This window comes from Kribbella sp. CCNWLW201, assembly GCF_037203805.1.
Taxonomy (GTDB): Bacteria; Actinomycetota; Actinomycetes; order Propionibacteriales; family Kribbellaceae; genus Kribbella.
The window spans coordinates 590,535-608,194 of sequence record NZ_JBBCBQ010000004.1; the positions used below are offsets into that span (position 1 = coordinate 590,535).

General features: G+C 67.6%; 15 protein-coding genes. 5 read left to right on the top strand and 10 right to left on the bottom strand.

Going from position 1 to position 17,660, the window contains the following annotated elements:
* Window positions 1-183 precede the first annotated feature (183 nt).
* Entirely contained in the window at window positions 184-3,399 is a 3,216-nt protein-coding gene (locus V9K99_RS21570; protein ID WP_337336404.1) for an ATP-dependent helicase, read from the top strand.
* Window positions 3,399-6,629, top strand: a complete 3,231-nt coding sequence (locus V9K99_RS21575; protein WP_337007027.1) for an ATP-dependent DNA helicase — start codon at window positions 3,399-3,401, stop codon at window positions 6,627-6,629. Before V9K99_RS21570 ends, V9K99_RS21575 begins: the two co-directional genes overlap by 1 nt.
* Here V9K99_RS21575 and V9K99_RS21580 read toward each other — a convergent pair.
* The 4 genes from V9K99_RS21580 to V9K99_RS21595 form a co-directional block, all read right to left on the bottom strand.
* A complete protein-coding gene (locus tag V9K99_RS21580) occupies window positions 6,619-7,152 on the bottom strand; it encodes a Uma2 family endonuclease (RefSeq protein ID WP_337007025.1) in 534 nt (177 codons plus the stop codon). The two genes, V9K99_RS21575 and V9K99_RS21580, sit on opposite strands and share 11 nt — an antisense overlap.
* Before the next feature lie 69 nt (window positions 7,153-7,221).
* A complete protein-coding gene (locus V9K99_RS21585) occupies window positions 7,222-7,785 on the bottom strand; it encodes a Uma2 family endonuclease (protein ID WP_337007023.1) in 564 nt (187 codons plus the stop codon).
* 109 nt (window positions 7,786-7,894) lie between these two features.
* A complete protein-coding gene (locus V9K99_RS21590) occupies window positions 7,895-8,428 on the bottom strand; it encodes a Uma2 family endonuclease (RefSeq protein ID WP_337007021.1) in 534 nt (177 codons plus the stop codon).
* Window positions 8,425-9,102, bottom strand: coding sequence for a DsbA family protein (locus V9K99_RS21595; protein ID WP_337007019.1), 678 nt, complete (start codon window positions 9,100-9,102; stop codon window positions 8,425-8,427). The genes V9K99_RS21590 and V9K99_RS21595 overlap by 4 nt, the downstream gene beginning before the upstream one ends.
* Window positions 9,103-9,162: 60 nt before the next feature.
* Here V9K99_RS21595 and V9K99_RS21600 point away from each other — a divergent pair, with 60 nt between their 5' ends.
* Complete coding sequence (locus V9K99_RS21600) at window positions 9,163-9,744, top strand: TetR/AcrR family transcriptional regulator (protein WP_337007017.1); 582 nt, start codon at window positions 9,163-9,165, stop codon at window positions 9,742-9,744.
* On the opposite strand, the gene V9K99_RS21605 is transcribed toward V9K99_RS21600, so the two are convergent.
* Entirely contained in the window at window positions 9,725-11,464 is a 1,740-nt protein-coding gene (locus V9K99_RS21605) for an IucA/IucC family protein (RefSeq protein WP_337007015.1), read from the bottom strand. The two genes, V9K99_RS21600 and V9K99_RS21605, sit on opposite strands and share 20 nt — an antisense overlap.
* Window positions 11,465-11,481: 17 nt before the next feature.
* Entirely contained in the window at window positions 11,482-12,054 is a 573-nt protein-coding gene (locus V9K99_RS21610) for a GNAT family N-acetyltransferase (protein ID WP_337007013.1), read from the bottom strand.
* A gap of 154 nt (window positions 12,055-12,208) precedes the next feature.
* Here V9K99_RS21610 and V9K99_RS21615 point away from each other — a divergent pair, with 154 nt between their 5' ends.
* Complete coding sequence (locus tag V9K99_RS21615) at window positions 12,209-12,886, top strand: GOLPH3/VPS74 family protein (RefSeq protein ID WP_337007011.1); 678 nt, start codon at window positions 12,209-12,211, stop codon at window positions 12,884-12,886.
* Here the strand turns inward: V9K99_RS21615 and V9K99_RS21620 are convergent.
* The 3 genes from V9K99_RS21620 to V9K99_RS21630 are packed head-to-tail and all read right to left on the bottom strand — an operon-like array spanning window position 12,872 to window position 16,388.
* Complete coding sequence (locus V9K99_RS21620; RefSeq protein WP_337007009.1) at window positions 12,872-14,437, bottom strand: acyl-CoA synthetase; 1,566 nt, start codon at window positions 14,435-14,437, stop codon at window positions 12,872-12,874. The genes V9K99_RS21615 and V9K99_RS21620 overlap by 15 nt on opposite strands.
* Window positions 14,438-14,457: 20 nt before the next feature.
* Window positions 14,458-15,582, bottom strand: a complete 1,125-nt coding sequence (locus tag V9K99_RS21625) for a DUF5938 domain-containing protein (protein WP_337007007.1) — start codon at window positions 15,580-15,582, stop codon at window positions 14,458-14,460.
* Window positions 15,582-16,388 (bottom strand): SDR family NAD(P)-dependent oxidoreductase, encoded by an 807-nt coding sequence (locus V9K99_RS21630; RefSeq protein WP_337007005.1) that lies wholly within the window; start codon window positions 16,386-16,388, stop codon window positions 15,582-15,584. The genes V9K99_RS21625 and V9K99_RS21630 overlap by 1 nt, the downstream gene beginning before the upstream one ends.
* Window positions 16,389-16,535: 147 nt before the next feature.
* On the opposite strand from V9K99_RS21630, the gene V9K99_RS21635 reads away from it, so the two are divergent.
* The gene (locus tag V9K99_RS21635; protein ID WP_337007003.1) at window positions 16,536-17,168 is read left to right on the top strand and encodes a TetR/AcrR family transcriptional regulator; all 633 of its coding nucleotides are present in this window, start codon (window positions 16,536-16,538) and stop codon (window positions 17,166-17,168) included.
* 10 nt (window positions 17,169-17,178) lie between these two features.
* Here V9K99_RS21635 and V9K99_RS21640 read toward each other — a convergent pair whose 3' ends face one another.
* Window positions 17,179-17,559, bottom strand: coding sequence for a hypothetical protein (locus tag V9K99_RS21640; protein ID WP_337007001.1), 381 nt, complete (start codon window positions 17,557-17,559; stop codon window positions 17,179-17,181).
* Window positions 17,560-17,660 lie beyond the last annotated feature (101 nt).

Genomic DNA, 17,660 nt, shown 5'->3' on the forward strand with positions numbered 1-17,660 from the left:
ATCAGCGATGCGGCGGCCCCGCCCCGGACCCCCGCACCGCCGATGCACGCCGGCCGTTGAGGTGGCCGGCCGTCGAATGTCTTGATGCACGAAACGGCCGGGAAGTTGTCCGCAGTTCGGTGAGGTTCGGGCCGGCCGGTGTGTGCGATCGGGATTGTCGGTGGGGCCTGATGAGATGTGGCGGTGGTCAGCAGACAGGGGTCCCGGTATCGATTGGTCCGGGCGGAGGGGCGCAGTGCGGATGTTCCTGTTCTGGACCCGGATCAGCAGGCGGTGGTGGATCATCCGGGCGGACCTCTGTTGGTGCTGGCCGGGCCTGGGACCGGGAAGACGACGACTCTCGTCGAGGCGGTTGTCGACCGGGTGCGCAATCGCGGGTTGAGTCCCGACGAGGTGCTGGTGCTGACGTTCGGGCGCAAGGCGGCGACCGAGTTGCGCGACCGCATCACCGGCCGGCTCGGGCGGACCACGCGGGTGATGCCGTCGATGACGTTCCACTCCTTCTGCTACGCGCTGCTGCGACGCTTCACGCCGGCCGACGCGTTCGACGTACCACTGCGTCTTCCTTCTGGACCTGAGCAGTCGTTGCGATTGAGCGAAGCGCTGTCCGGCAGTCGCGAGGTCGGCGCGGTGCATTGGCCGAGCAGTCTGCATCCGGCTTTGAAGACGCGCGGTTTCACCGACGAAGTGCAGGCGGTGATCGGCAAGGCCCGGCAGTTGGGGCTCGACCCTGAGGACCTGTCCGCGATCGGCCGGTCCGCGGATCGGGCCGAGTGGGTCGCGGTCGGGGACTTCTTCGAGGAGTACCTGCAGATCCTCGACCACGAGCAGGTGCTGGACTACTCCGAGCTCATCCACCGTGCGGTGATCCTGGCCCAGCAGCCGCAGGTCCAGGCCAAGCTGCGAAGCGAGTTCAAGGCCGTCTTCGTCGACGAGTACCAGGACACCGATCCCGGTCAGACCCAGTTGCTCGAGGCGATCGCCGGTGACGGCGGCGACCTGGTCGTGGTCGGGGATCCGGACCAGTCCATCTACACCTTCCGCGGCGCCGACGTCCGCGGTCTGCTGCGCTTCACCGACGAGTTCCGTACGGCGGACGGCGCCGAAGCGGCTCAGATCGCCCTCGGCACGACCCGGCGCTTCGGTACGACGCTGCAACGCGTGTCCCGCAACGTGGTCAGCCGGCTCGGTGTGCCGGGGACGCTGGACCGGGACACCTTCGAACGGTTCCGCAACCCGGATGCGAGTGGCTGTGTCTACGGCTCCGGCAAGGTCGAGGCCAATCTCTATTCGACCAGTGGGGCCGAGCTCGAGCACATCGCGGATCTGCTCCGGCGCGCCCATGTGCAGGACGGTGTCGGCTGGCACGAGATGGCGGTGCTGGTGCGATCGGGCAGTCGTTCGATCCCGCCGTTGCGCCGCGCACTGGCCGCCGCCGGGATCCCGGTCGATGTGGCCGGCGACGAACTCCCGTTGTCCCGCGAGCCCGCCGTACGTCCGATGTTGCTTGCTTTGCGGGCCGTCGCGGATCCGTCGACGCTGACGGTGGACGTCGTACGGGCGCTGGCGTTGTCGCCGCTGGGGGCGATGGACGCGGGGCAGCTGCGACGACTCGCGCGGGTGTTGCGGCGACGGGACCGGGAGGCTGCCGGCGGTCAGCGGTTGCCTCGGTCGTCGGACGAGCTGCTGCGGGACGCGTTGCTGAACCCGTTGCTGCTCGACGAGCAGGCGTCGCCGGCCGAGGCGCGGTTCGCGGCCCTCGGCGAACGGTTGCTGAAGGCAAGGAACATCGTGACCGCGGGGGCCGCGCCGGACGAGGTGATGTGGTCGCTGTGGTCGGACTCGCCGTGGTTGCGGCGGCTCCGCGGCCAGGCGAACTCCGGCGGCGAGCCGGCCCGGGCGGCGAACCGGGATCTCGACTCGTTGTGCGCGCTGTTCGACGCGGCCAGCCGGGCCGAGGAGCAGGTCGGGTTCAAGGGGGTGTCGGCGTTCCTGTCGGAGCTCGAATCGCTCGACATCGCCTCGGACCACCGCTTCGACGGGTCGTATCGCGAGGCCGGCGTACAGCTGATGACGGCGCACCGGTCGAAGGGCCTGCAGTGGCGGCTCGTAGTCGTGGCGAGCGTCCAGGAAGGACAGTGGCCGGATCTGCGGCGACGCGGATCGCTGCTGGAGCCGGACCGGCTCGGGCCTGACGGTCTGGTGGAGCCGTTGTCGGCGGGGGCGCTGCTGGCGGAGGAGAGACGGCTGTTCTACGTCGCGATCACGCGGGCGCGGGAGCGATTGATCGTGACGGCGGTGCAAGCGCCGGAGGCGGACGGGGATCAACCGTCGCGATTACTGGCCGAGCTGGACATTCCTTTGAAGTTGGTGGCGGGGCGGCCGCGGCGGCCGTTGTCGTTGCACGGTCTGGTCGCGGATCTGCGCTGTGTGCTGGCGGACCCGGCGTCGTCGCCCGCGTTGAAGCGGGCCGCGGCTGATCGGTTGGCGCAGTTGGCGGACGCGGTCGACGATCGTGACCAGGCGTTGGTGCCGACGGCGAATCCCGAGCGCTGGTGGGGTGTGCGTGAGCGCACCAGGTCGGAGCGCCCGATCGCCGATCCCGATCTGCCGGTGCCGTTGTCGGGGAGTGCGCTGACGACGATCGTGGACTGTCCGCTGCGCTGGTTCCTCCAGCGGCGCGCGGGTGGAGAGACGCCCAGTACGTCGGCGATCGGATTCGGCATGGTGTTGCACACGCTCGCGGATGCGGTCGCGACGGGCACGCTGCCGCCGGACGTGGACGAGCTGAACGGGTGGCTCGACAAGGTGTGGACGCAACTGGAGTTCGAGTCGACCTGGATCTCGGACCGGGAGCGGGTCGAGGCCGAGCAGGCGTTGCGGCGGTTCGTCGCGTGGCATCAGGGCCGGCCGGATCGGAAGCTGGTCGGATCCGAGGTCGACTTCGACGTACTGCTGCCGGACACCGACAAGCCCGCCGTCCGGGTGAAGGGCCGGATGGACCGGGTCGAAGAGGACTCCGAGGGCACGATCCGGGTGGTCGACCTGAAGACCGGGCGGACGATGCCGACCAAGCCAGCACTCGAGCGGCACGTGCAGCTGGCGATCTATCAACGCGCGATCGCGTCCCGGCAGCTGCAGAAGCTCGGTGACGAACCGGTGGCCGGCGGTGCCGAGCTCGTCCAGCTCCGGCACGACGACAGCGGCTTCCCGAAGGTCCAGCACCAGGGACCATTGGAGTCTGACGATGACGGCCGCACCTGGCTCGACGAAGCCGTCGAGGACGCTGAGGCGATGGTCCGCTCCGAAGAGTTCGTTGCCAAACGCAACGATGGCTGCGCCCGTTGCGACGCTCGCCCGCTCTGCCCCATCCAGCCCGAAGGCCGGGAGATCGTCTGATGCGCGCTCGCCTTAGCTCTACAGCTGAGTTGTGTGATCTGCTGGGGATTCCGTTCAGCGATCAGCAGTTGGCGGCGATCACGGCTCCGTTGGCGCCCGGGGTGATCGTGGCGGGCGCCGGGTCGGGGAAGACGACCGCGATGGCGGCCCGGGTGGTGTGGCTGATCTGCACCGGGCAGGTGAAGCCGGAGGAAGTGCTCGGGCTGACGTTCACCAAGAAGGCCGCCAACGAACTGGATGTGCGGATCCGCGACGACCTGACGAAGGCCGGCGTACTCGGGTCGACGCTGCCGAAGGACCAGCATCCGATCCTCGCCGCGCACCTGCGCAGCAACGTGCCGAACTGGGAGCCGGAGGAGCCGGGTGAGCCGGTCGTCTCGACGTACCACGCGTTCGCCGGCACGTTGATCGCCGAGCACGGACTACGCCTCGGCCTCGAACCGGATGTCCGCGTTCTTGCTGACGCGACCCGGTTCCAGCTCGCGGGTCGCGTCGTACGGCGATCCGCCGGGCCGATCCGGCACGCGTCACATCACGTGCCGACGCTGGTCAACAGCCTGCTCGCGCTGGACGGTGAGCTCGCGGACCACCTGCTGCGGGCGGACGACGTACGTGAGCATGACGAGGCGGTACGGCGGGAAGTCGCGGCGGCTCGGAAGCAGACGGTCGAGGTCCGCAAACTCGCGGAGACCGCGTTGAAGCGTGGTGAGATCCTGCAACTGGTCGAGGAGTATCAGGCATACAAGGCCGAGCGTGGAGTCGTCGACTTCGCGGACCAGATGGCGCTCGGCGCGCGGCTGGCGGAGGAGTGCCCGGAGGTCGCGGTCGTCGAGCGGTCGCGGTACAAGGTCGTCCTGCTCGACGAGTACCAGGACACGTCCGTGTCGCAGCGGCGGATGCTGACCGCCCTGTTCGCGGGCCCTGATGGTCGCGGGCATCCGGTGACCGCGGTCGGGGATCCGTGCCAGGCGATCTACGGCTGGCGTGGCGCGTCGGTCGCGAACCTGGACGAGTTCCCGTCGCATTTCCCCCAGTCTGATGGCTCACCGGCGCAGCGGTATGTGCTCAGCGTCAACCGCCGCTGCGGCAGCCGGATCCTGGCCGCGGCCAACCAGCACGCTGCCGAGCTGTACGAGCAGCACCCGGGCGTGATCCCGCTCGAAGCACCTGCTGATGCTCCCGAGGGCGCGATCACGGTCGGACTGTTCGAGACGCGCTCGCAGGAGATCGAGTGGGTCGCGGACGCGATCGTCGCCGCGCACCGGACCCCGAACCGCCGGTGGAAGGACATCGGCATCCTGATGCGGACGAACGTCGACCTCAGCGCGGTCCACGAAGCCCTGATCGCGCGCAAGGTCCCGGTCGAGGTGGTCGGCCTCGGCGGACTCCTCGCGCTGCCCGAGGTCGTCGACGTCGTCGCCACCCTGCAGGCCGTGAACGACCTGACCGCCAACGCCGCGATGCTGCGGATCCTCACCGGCCCCCGCTACCGGATCGGCCACCGCGACCTCGCCTTGCTGGCGAACCGTGCCCGAGCGCTGGCCGACGCCGGCGACCGTCCCGCTGTCGATGACCTGGTCGCCGCGCTGGACGCCGCGGTCGCCGGGATGGATTCGACCGAGGTGATCTCACTTGCGGAGGCGGTCGACGATCCAGGACCAGCTGCGTGGGGTTACTCGCCCGAGGCGATGGTCCGCTTCAAGGAACTGTCGGTAGAGCTCCGCGAACTGCGCACGCACGCGGGGGAGCCGCTGCTCGATCTGGTCCGGCGGGTGATCAGCACGATCGGCCTGGACGTCGAGCTGACCGCGACCCCGGACCACGTCGACTCCGGTCGCCGCGATCACCTGGCCGCCTTCTTGGATGCCGTCGGCAACTTTGTCTCCACCGAGTCGGACGGGTCGCTCGACGGCCTGCTCGCGTACCTGGCCGCTGAAGAGGAGTACGCCGCCGGTCTCGATCTCGCCGTACCGAGTGAAGCCGACTCGGTGAAGCTGCTGACCACGCACCGGTCGAAAGGCCTGGAGTGGCCGATCGTGTTCGTGCCGACCCTGGTGAACAAGGTGTTCCCATCGGATCGCGGCCGGGACAAGTGGACGACGAACGCGAAGGTGCTGCCGTGGCCGCTGCGCGGTGACGCCGACACCCTGCCCGACTTCCACGACCTGTCCAACGCCGGGCTGAAGGCGTTCGCGGACGAGTGCAAGGACGTGAACGCGCTGGAGGAACGCCGGCTCGGGTACGTCGCCTTCACTCGTGCGAAGGAGATCCTGGTCGCGACCGGGCACTGGTGGGGTCCGACGCAGAAGCGTCCGCGCGGACCTTCGTCGTACCTCGAACTGCTGAAGAAGCACGCCGGCGAACGCGTGATCGCGTGGGCCGAGCAGCCGGAGCTGTCCGCGGAGAACCCGGAGCTCGCCGAGCAGACCCAGGCCCCGTGGCCGGCGCCGTACGACGTCTCGTCGTGGGAGCGACGGCTGGACGCGGTGGCCCTGGTCCAGCAGGCACGCTTGGAGGGACCGTCGCTCGAGGCGGAGGAGTCGCTGCTGCTGGACGAGCAGGCGACGGTTGCGCGATGGGACTCCGAGCTCGAGCGATTGTTGTCCGAGGCAAGGGAAAGCCGGAGCCGGAAGGCGTACGACGTGGAGTTGCCAGCCGCGTTGTCGGCGACTCAAGTGATGCGACTGGCGAAGGACCCGGACGGTCTCGCGTCCGAACTGGCCCGGCCGATGCCGCGCAAACCCAACCGGGCAGCGCGTTTCGGCACCCGCTTCCACGCCTGGGTCGAGAGCTACTTCGGCCAGCAACTACTGCTCGACCCCGACGACCTGCCTGGCGCCGCGGACGAGGACATCGTCGACGACACCGACCTCACTGAACTGATGGACGCCTTCCGCACCGGCCCCTACGGCGAAACCACCCCGTACGAGATCGAAGCCCCCTTCGCGTTGGCCATCGCCGGCCGCGTCGTCCGCGGCCGCATCGACGCCGTCTACCAGGTCGTCCGCCCCGACGGCTCCCGAGGCTACGAAGTCATCGACTGGAAAACCAACCGCTCCGAATCCGCCGACCCCCTCCAACTAGCCATCTACCGAGTCGCCTGGTCAGAACTCCAAGGCATCCCCCTCGACCAGGTAACCGCCGCCTTCTACTACGTCCGCACCGGCGACATAATCCGCCCGGACAACCTCCCGGGGAAGCATGATCTAGCCAAACTCCTCAACGGCTGACCTCCCCAGGAACAACCTCCACCGGAAACGGAACCTCCGCCTCAAACACCTCATCCCCGCTGACCACGGCCCGCTCGGTGTACCTGCCATCCTCCGGCTCGAGAACCGTCAGCTTCGCCTGCTGTGGATCGAACATCCAGGAGGAGGCGACGCCGGCCCTCTCGTAGAGCCTGCGTTTGAGTACCTCGTCGACCGTGCGGGTCGCCGGTGCGAGGATCTCAACGGCGAGGAGCAATTCCTCAGTCCATCGCGTTCCGCCGTCCATACACGGGACCACCAGCAGGTCGGGCAGCAGCGCCAGCCGGTTGCCGGGCCGGAACTCCAGCGGCCCGAAAAAGACCTCGAGATGCTCAGGACAGGACGGAGCCATGTGCAAGGCAAGTGCTTGGAGCGCTCGCTGGTGAATCGCCGACGACGTTGGTGTCACCAGCAGCACTCCGTCGACGAGCTCGTACCGCATGCCGTCGTCGGGTGTCAGCTCGAGGTCCGCCGTCGTGAACGTACCTGATTCGATCGGTCGCATACGCGTACGGTGGACTGGCTCGAGCCGATGCAGGAGGGCAGCTGGACATCAGCCCCGGTCTGCCCCTGATCAGGTTGCGGACCGGTTGACCCGGCGACCCAGCTCGGCCGGAACGATTCGCAGCGGGAACGGGCGCTCGGCCTCGAACACCTCGTCGTCCTTGAACGTCCGCTCGACGTAGCGCCCGTCCTCCAGCTCGAGCACCGTCAGCACACCTTCTTCCGGTTCGAAGATCCAGTAGGACTCAACGCCTGCCTTCTCGTACGCGTAGCGCTTGGTGACCAAGTCCGTCGACCGGTTGGAGGGCGACAGAACCTCGACGGCGAGGAGCAAGGGACGCCGGACGCCGTCTGGCTCGACGTCCTCACACCGGAAGACCATCAGGTCGGGCTGCAACACGGTCTGGTCGTTGGGCCTGTAGTCGAATGGCGCGAAGAAGACCTCCAGATCCTCCGGACAGGCCGGCGGGAGCCGCATGGCGAGCTGATAGGCGGCTCTCTGATGAATCTCCCGAGGGGATGGCGTCACCAGCAGCCATCCGTCAAGCAGCTCGTGCCGCTCTCCGTCGTCGGGAAGAGCGTCGAATTGGGCCAGTGTGAGCTTCCTCGGCCTGGTGGGTTCCACGTATCCCATGGTGCCTCCTTCGTGGTCACACGACCAGCATGGTGGTCTCCAGCGGGTGCTTGATGCCATTTCGGCGATCTGCCCCGGACTGCCCCAGGTTGCCCCGGGATCTCCCCCGTCATCCCGTGAGTTGTGCTGGGTTGAGGGTGACGGGGAAGGGCGTTGTGGTTTGGAAGGCTTCTTCTGCTTGGACTACTGCTTGGCAGGTGTAGCCGGTGGGGGTGAGGTCTAGGACTGTCAGTTCGTGGTGGGTGGGGTCTAGGAGCCAGTAGGAGGGGACGGCGTGGGTCTCGTAGAGGGTGCGTTTGAGGACTACGTCGGTGGTGTGGGTGGAGGGGGAGAGGACTTCCACGGCCAGTAGGGGTGGGCGAGTGAGGAGTTGGGGTCCTGCGTCTTCGCGGCGGCAGACGAGGAGGTCGGGGCATAGGGAGAGGGTGCGGGTGGGGCGGAAGTCCAGGGAGTTGACGGCGACCAGCAGGTCGGGTGGGCAGGCTTGTTTGAGCAGGATCATGAGGGCTACGACGGCCGCGTGGTGGGCAGGTGGTTGGGCGCCGGTGACCAGCAGTCGTCCGTCCACGACCTCGTAGCGCCGCCCGTCTCGCGGGACGGGCGGCGCGTGGTGCGGAGTATCGACAACCGGTTCGCTGGTCACCCCACCAGCTTGGCTGATTTCGCTGAATCGCCGCGGGAGTTATCCACAGCGAAGCTCGGCATCGGCAAGGGCGAGGGGGCGAGGCCGACGAACGCCGGCTCCGCGGTCAGGATCTCCAGCGCGTCCCAGATCTCCAGGCCGTCCTCCAGCGACAACGGCGCGGAGACGACGGCGCCGCGGAACAAGGTCTGTTGTCCTGAGGACAGCGTGGGGACGAGCGTCGTACCGCCGGACAAGGATGACAACGCGGCGTTGGAGGCCTCGATCACCGCATCCCACTGTGGATCGTCGGCGGCGGCCAGCCAGGCACTCTCCAACCCAGCGGCGGCCAGAGCTTCTTCCAGTACGGCGGTTGTCGGCGCCTGAGGTGGACCGGGAACGAAGACCCGTGAGCCCCACTCGAGATAGAGCCGCTCGATCGCATCCGCGCGACCGGCGTCACGGAGCGCCTCGAAGACACGCAGCACCCGCAGGGATTCCTTGCTGGCGGCAACGGCCACGGCACGGAGGAAGTCGGGCAGGCCGGGAGCCTGAGCCGGACCGTCGTGCAGCCAGAGGCTGTACGAGCGGAAGGTCAGCCGCACGTCTCGGTGCGGCGCCACCGACGTGAGCCAGCGGACGGCCAGCCAGCTCCACGGGCAGGCCGGGTCTGCGTACAGGTCGAGCGATTTCATCAGATCCCCCATCTGTTCATCAGAGTAAGACTATGATGAACAGAGTGCTAGATTCATCGCGTGCCTGTCAAGGAGTCCCACCGCGAGCGCCAGGCCCGCGCGACCAAGGAGCAGGTCGCCCGCGCGGCCCGCCGCCTGTTCGCGGAGCAGGGGTACGTCGCCACCACGATCACCGCGATCTCCGCGGCGGCCGAGATTCCGGCGCAGACGATCTACTCGGCGTTCGGGAACAAGCCGGCCATCCTGCGCGAGATCTCCCGGATCTGGATCGCCGAGGCGGACACCCGCCGGCTGGCCCAGGAATCCCTGAAGATCGAGGACCCGGCTGAGCGGCTCCGGAGTGCCGCGCACTGGCAGACGCGCCAGTTCGAGACTGGCATCGACGTGATCGAGATCTACCAGGAGGCGGCCCGCGCGGACGCGCGGATGGAGGAGCAGAAGCAGCGGGTCTGGAAAGCTCGCGAGCAGGAACTCGCGGTCTTCCTGGAGTCGTTCGAACAGCTCAAACCCCGGGCGCTCGACATCTTCCTCGCGTGTACGGCGGCCGAGATCTACCGGCTCCTGGTCCTCGACCGGCGTTGGCCGATCGAGGACTACGAGACCTGGCTGGGCGACACCCTGGTCAGCCAGCTGCTGCCTTAACGAGCGGGTTGTCCAGCGATCCCACGAACTGCAGCGACCCGGCGACATCCGTCAGATCCACCATCTGCTGGTTGTTCTTCAGCTGCAACCGGTTCAAGCACGACAGCGCGAACGAAGGCGCGAACATGTCGTACTTCGCGAACGCATCGGCCAGGTCCGGCGTCGCCGCCTGATAGTCCCGCACCGCGTCGGCAACCACCGACCAGAACTCCGAAGGGGTCAGTAGCCCTTCCCGGTCCAGCATCGGCGAGAGGAACCGGAAGATGCAGTCGAAGACGTCGGTGAAGATGCTCAGCAGCTTCTCGTCGTCCGGCACCTCGGCCCGGACCCGCTCGGCCTCGGCCGGCAGCGGCGTCGCCGGGCTCACGACCGCGATCTCCTCGGCGATGTCCTTCATGATCACCCGGATCGGGATGGCGTCCCGCAGTACCAGGATCACGTTCTCGCCGTGCGGCATGTACACCAGTTCGTAGGCGTAGAAGCTGTGCAGCAACGGGATCAGGTAGGCGTCGATGTACGCCCGCAGCCAGTCCGCCGGCGCCAGCCCCGACGCGCGGATCAGCGCCGCGGCCAAGGATGAACCATGCCGGTCGACGTGCAGCAGACTCGCCATCGTGGCCAGCCGCTCACCCGGCTCCAGCGTCGGCACCGGGCTCTCCCGCCACAGCGCCGACAGCATCTTCCGGTACGGCGACGTCTTGTCCGTCGCGGCCTCGTAGTACCGGTTGTGATAGCCGGCCGCCGCGATCTCACGCAGGACGGAGAACCCGTATCTCTTCAAAACAAGGTCGTTCTCGACCAACCCGTAGACCCAGTCGTTGATCGCCGGCGTCGCGGCCATGTACGTCGGGGAAAGCCCACGCATGAAGCCCATGTTCAGCACGGACAACGCCGTCTTCACGTAGTGGCGCGACGGCTGCGACCGGTTGAAGAACGTCCGGATCGACTGCTGCGGCTGGTAGTCGTCGTCACTCGTCCCGACGTGGATGATGTACCGCTGCGCGATGTCGGCCGCGAACGTGATCGACGTCTTGTTCTCCCACTGCCACGGATGCACGGGCAGGTAGACGTAGTCGGCCGGGTCGGCGCCCACGGCAACGATTCGCTGTGCGAACCTGCGCAGTACGTCGTACCCGAGTTCGGCCTGCAGGAGTTCGTCGTACGTGATCGTCATACTGTGCGAGACCGTCGCCCGGTCCTTGTGCACGGCGATCCAGGTCAGCCGGACCGGTTGACCGGTCTCCGGTGCGAACGCGCGGTAGTCGCTCACGCCGAACCCGAGCCGCCCGTTGTTCGCGACGAAGCACGGGTGCCCCTCGGTCATCGCCGCCTCGATCGTCTGGAAGTCGGCGGTGACGAGGTCGGCCGCGGTCAGATCGGGCTTCGAGAGTTTGTACGCCGAACTCGCGAGCGTGCTGCTGATCTCCTCGAGGTACACCGGCAGCATCGCGGCACCGATGCCGAGCTGCTGATGGAACTCGGTGATGAAATCGAGGGCGTCGACAGGCCGATCATCGTCGCGCTGGATGCTGTCGGCATCGACCTCCCAGTGGTTCAACGGATACCGCTGAGCCTCGAAGGTGTAGTTCCCGACCTGGTAACCGTTGCCGACCGCAACCGGCTCGAGGATGCGTTCGTGGATGAACTCGGACAGTGCCTTGCGGACCAGTGCGCGGTTGGCGACGGCCCAGGTGTCCGGATTGAGGTGTTCAGTCGTCATCGGTCAGCCTGCCTCATTCATCGAGTCGCCTCGGCGTACTGGTCGCGGGTGCAGAAGCTCAGCCAGGCCTGCTTGTCCGGGAGGTCCACGACGCTGTGCTTGCGGAACCCCATCCGCTCGTTCAGTGCCTGGATCTTGGTGTTGCGGACGTCCGGCTCGACCACGATCCGGTCGACCAGCGGGTCGCTGAACAGGCTGTCCAGAATCGTCTCGAAGATCGCGCCGGTGAACCCCGCGATCCGGACCTCCGGCGGTGCGACCAGGACGTGCATGCCGATGTCGCCCGGCGCCACGTCGTACAGCTTGCCGACCGCGTCGTACGCCGGTTCGTAGCGCTCCATCAGGAACGCGGGCCGGCCGTCGTGCTCGCCGAGGAAGGCGCAGTGGTGGCCGGTGTTCTCGATCCGGAGGTACTCCGCGCGCACGTCCTCGACGGACGCGTTCAGCAGGCCCCAGTACTGCGCGTAGGGCTGGGTGACCCAGCTGTGCAGGGCGGTCACGTCCTCGGTCAGGTCGAACGGCCGGAGGCTGAGGGTGCCGATGCCGGCGAAGAAGCGCCGGTACAGCGGCTCGGGCAGTGCTCTGGTCATGGCGGTCTGCTTTCGAGGTGGGCGAACCTGTTAGCTAAGCCTTACCTTACTAGATAGTCATCACGGCAACGACAGGGGTCCGCATCCCGGCGGACGGGGCAGGTAGTCCGCGCGGCTGATGTGCGGCAAACCCGGGCTTGCCTACGTTGGACGCATGTTGATCGCCGAAGACCTCCTGTTGCTCCTGTATGACGACGAGAGCGGGAAGCCGATCACCGGAGCGCCCGGCCTGGACTACGCGCTGGCCGGAGCGGTGCTGATCGAGCTGACCGTGCTCGGCAAGCTGGACGTCGCCGGCGAGGGGGAGCAGGTCAAGCGCGGTCGCCTGAAGGTGCTGGATGCCAGCCCGACGGGTGACGCGATCCTGGATGAGCGGCTGGCCTACGTGGCTGGCAAGCCCGGGAAGCGGCCCAAGGACCAGATCGGCCGGCTCTCGAAGAAGCTGCGCGACCAACTGCTCGCCAGGCTCGCCGAGCGCGGGGTGCTGAAGGCAGACGAGGGGAAGGTGCTCGGTCTGTTCCCGGTGACGCGTTGGCCGGCCAACGATGCGCGGCACGAGGCGGAGATGCGGGCCAAGCTCGACAGTGTGCTCAAGGTCGGTGCGACGCCGGATGAACGCACGGGTGCCCTGATCGCGTTGCTGAGCGCGCTGAACGTCGTACCGAAGGTCGTCACCGATGCGGTGGACAAGAAGGCGCTCAAGCAGCGGGCCAAGGAGATTGCCGAGTCGGACTGGGCGGCGGACGCGGTGAAGAAGGCTGTCACCGAGATGCAGGCTGCGGTCACCACCGCGATCGTTGTGTCGGCGACTGCTGCCTCAACCAGCGGCTGACAACAGACGTGCCTTGATGTCGGACTTGAGCACCTTGCCGACCTTGGAGCGCGGTAGGTCTGGCCACACCAGCACCTCCTTGGGTGCCTTGACGCTGCCGATCCGCGCCTTGACGAAGGCGATGAGCTCAGAAGGATCAAGCTCGACACCGGCGTGTGGCTGGACGACGGCAACCACTCGCTCGCCCCACTTGTCGTCCGGCCGGCCGATGACCGCGCAGTCCTGGACAGCGGTATGGGCCAGCAGCGCCTGCTCCACCTCGGTGGAGTACACGTTGAAGCCGCCGGTGATGATCATGTCCTTGGCCCGGTCGACGATGTAGAGGTAGTTGTCCTCGTCCAGATAGCCGATGTCGCCGGTGTGGTGCCAGCCGTACCGCGAGACGTCCGCGGTGGCTTCGGGATTGCGGTAGTACCCCAGCATCACCAGTGAGCCGCGGACGACGATCTCGCCACGTTCACCGCGGGGGAGCAGCGATCCATCCGGTGCCATGATCGCGGTGGTGACCAGCGGCGACGGACGCCCGGCCGATGACAACCGCTCCCGCGCAATGTTGCCGGAGGCATCGAAGTGGTCGGCCGGTGGCAGGATCGAGATCATCATCGGCGCCTCGGTCTGACCGAACAGCTGGGCCATCACCGGGCCGATCCGCCGCAGGGCTTCCTCGAGTCGGGCGACCGACATCGGCGCGGCGCCGTACCAGAAGCAGCGCAGGGACGAGAGGTCGGTGCGGTCGAGCTCCTCGGCCGCGAGCACCATGTAGATCAGTGTCGGCGGGAGGAACGTGTGCGTGACGTGGTGTCGCGGGATCAGCTCCAGGAACGCGTGCACGTCCGGGGCTCGCATGATGACGATCTCGCCGCCGGAGGCCAGGACGGGGAAGCACAGCACGCCGGCCGCGTGGGTCAGCGGCGCCAGGGCGAGGTAGACGGGCCGGTCGCCGAACGGGTAGCCCATCAGCGTCAGCGCCGTCATCGTCTCCAGGTTGCCGTTGCTGAGCATCACCCCCTTCGGGCGCCCCGTGGTCCCACCGGTACCGACGATCAACGCCAGATCGTCGGGACCGGTGAGATCGGGTGCCGGCCGGGACGCGCCCCCGCAGAAGGCGTCCCAGCCGACGCTCCGGCCGTCGGAGTGGGGGGTTTGGCCGGAGCCGGGATCGGAGTCCAGGCAGACGAAGGTGTGCACCTTCGGCAAGGCCTCCCGGATCCGATCCACCAGCGGCGCGAACGCCACCTGGTAGATCAGGACTTCACAGTCGAACTGGTCGAGCAGCTCACGGTTCTCCGCCGCCTCGTTGCGCGGGTTGATCGGGCACCAGACCGCACCGGCCCGGCTGATCCCGAACACGCAACTGAACGCGATCGGGTCGTTTGCCGACAGGATCGCTACCTTGCCACCCGGTCGTACACCGATCGCCGCGAGACCGGCCGCGATCCGGTAGGACAGCTCCTGCACATCGGCGTACGACAGGGTCTCGCCGTCGGTGGTCAGGCACGGTGCGTCCGGACCGAGCGAGGCGCCCTTGTCGAGGTAGTCGACCAGTCGCACGACAACTCCTTCATCCGATATCAGCGCAGCACGGTGAGTTGCGGTTCGGAGACCAGCCCGAAGGAACGCAGTACGCCGAGCAGTTCGTGGTGGCCGAAGGCCTGGCAGCCACTGGCGAAGCCGACGCGCTTCGGTGGGGTCTGGAGCAGTGAGTACGCCGCATAGGCCTGGAGCAACCCGGTCTGCTGGTAGTTGCTGTTGCCGTGGATGACACAGTGTGCCCGGCCGAGTGGACCGGAGGCGTGCACGGAGTCCAGCGACTTGTTGACCCGTGGGTTCTCCCGCGGCGGCATCTGGTTCATCACCTGGCGGGCGGTCTCGGTCAGGGCCGCGTTGCGATCGTCCGGAGCCATGTCCTTGGTGGCTTCCAGTGCGCCCGCGACGATCTGGGGTACGCCGTTCATCAGGGCCGCGTTGAACACACCGCCCTGCGCCTTGCAGTTGGCCACTCGCGGATCACGCTTGAACCAGACCGGGTGCGACGTACCGCCCCAGGGCAGGGACAGCGCCAGCTCGTGTTGACCGGGTACCACCAGCGGCACCAGTCCCTGCTCTGGGAACTCGACGTACGCGTTCTGCTCGAGGTAGTGCGCCTTGGACGTGGCCGCGTTGACCAGGATGGTGCGGGTCGACGCGATGGTCGGGCTGCCGCCCCAGAACACCGCGATGTCCAGGGTGTCCAGGCCGGGCTGTTCCAGGCACAGCTGTGCGGCGATCTCGCCGGTGGTGTACATCTGCGCGATACCGGGAGCCAGTAGCAAACCGGCTGCGGCGAAGTCGGCGCCGTACTTCTCGTCGCAGGTGATCAGCCAGTCCTGCTCGCCGGTGGTGTCGGTGTAGTGCGCTCCGGCGGCCAGGGCTGCCTCGACCGCCGCCGGGCCGAGCTCGCTGAACGGCCCGACCGTGTTGAGCACCACTGAGGCGCCCTTGAACAGGTCGGTCAGTGCCGCGACGTCGTGGTCGACGGTGGCGACCTCGTAGTCGGCGGTCTCGATTCCCGCCACGTGGGAGTCCATCGACTCCTGCAGCTTGTCCTTGCTGCGGCCGGCGGCCACGAACGGGACGTGGTACTGACGCAGGTACTCACACACCAACCGGCCGGTGTAGCCGGAGGCGCCGTAGACAACAACTGGTTTGGCGGTCATTACATCCCCATTCCGCCGTCGACGGGCAGGCCGATGCCGGTGATGAAGCGGGCCTCGTTCGAGGCGAGGAAGACGACCGCGTCGGCCATGTCGGTGACCTCGCCGAGCCGGCCGGCCGGGGTCAGCCCGATCACTGCCGCGACCGCTGCCTCGGGCGACTCGAACAGACCGAGTTGGGCGACGTCGTTGGCCAGGCCGGCGCCCATCGCGGTCGGCACCAGGCCGGGGTAGATGCAGTTGACGCGTACGCCGTACCCGAGCTTGCCGGACTCCATCGCGGCGACCCGGGTGAGCCGGTCGACCGCGGACTTGGTCGCGGAGTAGACCGCGATCCCGGGGAAGGCGATGGTCGCGGCGACCGAGGCGACGTTGATGATCGCGCCGCCCTGACCGGCCAGTCCGCCCGGTCGCATCGTGCGCAGACCCCACTTGAGTCCGAGCGTGGTGCCGAGGATGTTGACGTCGAGCATCTTGCGGATGTCGTCGGCGGTGACCTCGGTGAGCAGGCTGGTGATCTCCACGCCCGCGTTGTTCACCAGGATGTCCAGGCCGCCGAGGATGTCGTTGGCAGCGACGACGGCGTTCTCCCAGCTGCCCTCGTCGGTGATGTCGTGCGCGACGAAGCCGTGGCCGGCGCCGTACTCGCTGTCCAGGGCGTCGGCGACGGCCTCGCCGGTGTCCTTCTGGATGTCGCTGATCACCACTTTGGCGCCGGCCGCCGCGAGTGCCCGCGCCATCCCTTCGCCGAGCCCCTGGGCTCCGCCGGTGACGAGGGCCTTGCGGCCGGAGAGGTCGAGTCCGCCCATCGTGAAGCTCCTTTGCTCGAAGGGGCGCTGCGTTTCTCACTCTGGAGATTCTTTTGACAGTCGTCAAGACTTTGCTGGACAGTTGTCAAGAAATCTTCCCGTCGCGGTACGCTGACGCGGAAGAGTTGGCAGCGGACAGGAGACGCGATGGCTTTGACCTCGGCGGATGCCCCGCGGCCGGCCCGCGTCTCGGGGATCGACAAGATCGAGCGGCGCCGGGTCGCGCTGGCCGAGTCGGCGCTGAAGACCCTCGGCGAGCTGGGGTACGCGCGGACCAGCCTGCGGGAGATCGCCAACAACTCCGAGTTCACCCACGGCGTCGTGCACTACTACTTCCGCGACAAGATCGACCTGATCAGCTACTGCGTGCGCTACTACAAGACGAAGTGCGCCCAGCGGTACGACGAAGTGGTCGAGACCGCCACCTCGGCCGACGAACTGGCCGTCGGCTTCCTGGGCAAGATGACGCAGACGCTGGTCGAAGAGACCCCGATGCACCGGCTCTGGTACGACCTGCGCGCCCAGAGCATGTTCGAGGAGCAGTTGCGCGACGACGTCGCCGCGATCGACCAGCTGCTGGAGCAGATGATCTGGCGCATCCTGACCCGGTACGCCGAATTGATCGGTGGGACTCCGACCGTCGACGCGCCCACGGCGTACGCGTTGATCGACGGCCTGTTCGAGCAAGCGGTGGTCGGCTACGCCGCGGATCCGGACCGGGTACCGGACCTGCTGACCGATCGGGTCAGCCAGGTCCTACCGAAACTGATCGCGGCGTAGCCGGAGCCACTTACTCCGCCTGGCAGTTCACCTTGCAGAGCGTGTCGGTGAGCGTCAGGTGGGTGCCAGGCTCCTCGGTGTCCACTTCGGCCGAGTAGTCGGCCTGCCAGTCACCGAAGGTCTTCTGGGCTGTGGCCGTGCCTGTCTGCTCGCCGAACCAGGTGGCGATCTCCGCGCCCTGGTTGATGTGCGCGAGCTCCAGAGTCTTCGGCAGCACCTTGGCGATCTCTGCCGACGCGGTCGCCACCGGTCCGGCTGCGTGCAGCGACACCACTGGTGGGCGGGGATGCGTTCCGGTGAGTACCCAGACCGATGCGGCTCCCGACGTACAGATGGCGTAGGCGACGTCCGTCGTGCACTTGTAGCCGGCTCCGGTCAGCGCGCTGACCACCTGCGTGGCGTTGATGTCCGGCAGGGTGGCCGGTGCCGGACTGGTCGTCGTACCGGTTGCCGTCGGCTTGTCATTGCCGGAGCAGGCGGTCAGGAGTAGCA

Excerpts from the sequence above, each read along its gene's own strand:
- V9K99_RS21575 (WP_337007027.1), top strand. The coding sequence starts at position 3,399 with ATGCGCGCTCGCCTTAGCTCTACAGCTGAGTTGTGTGATCTGCTGGGG.
- V9K99_RS21580 (WP_337007025.1), bottom strand. The coding sequence starts at position 7,152 with ATGCGACCGATCGAATCAGGTACGTTCACGACGGCGGACCTCGAGCTG.
- V9K99_RS21585 (WP_337007023.1), bottom strand. The coding sequence starts at position 7,785 with ATGGGATACGTGGAACCCACCAGGCCGAGGAAGCTCACACTGGCCCAA.
- V9K99_RS21595 (WP_337007019.1), bottom strand. The coding sequence starts at position 9,102 with ATGAAATCGCTCGACCTGTACGCAGACCCGGCCTGCCCGTGGAGCTGG.
- V9K99_RS21605 (WP_337007015.1), bottom strand. The coding sequence starts at position 11,464 with ATGACGACTGAACACCTCAATCCGGACACCTGGGCCGTCGCCAACCGC.
- V9K99_RS21610 (WP_337007013.1), bottom strand. The coding sequence starts at position 12,054 with ATGACCAGAGCACTGCCCGAGCCGCTGTACCGGCGCTTCTTCGCCGGC.
- V9K99_RS21615 (WP_337007011.1), top strand. The coding sequence starts at position 12,209 with ATGTTGATCGCCGAAGACCTCCTGTTGCTCCTGTATGACGACGAGAGC.
- V9K99_RS21625 (WP_337007007.1), bottom strand. The coding sequence starts at position 15,582 with ATGACCGCCAAACCAGTTGTTGTCTACGGCGCCTCCGGCTACACCGGC.
- V9K99_RS21630 (WP_337007005.1), bottom strand. The coding sequence starts at position 16,388 with ATGGGCGGACTCGACCTCTCCGGCCGCAAGGCCCTCGTCACCGGCGGA.
- V9K99_RS21635 (WP_337007003.1), top strand. The coding sequence starts at position 16,536 with ATGGCTTTGACCTCGGCGGATGCCCCGCGGCCGGCCCGCGTCTCGGGG.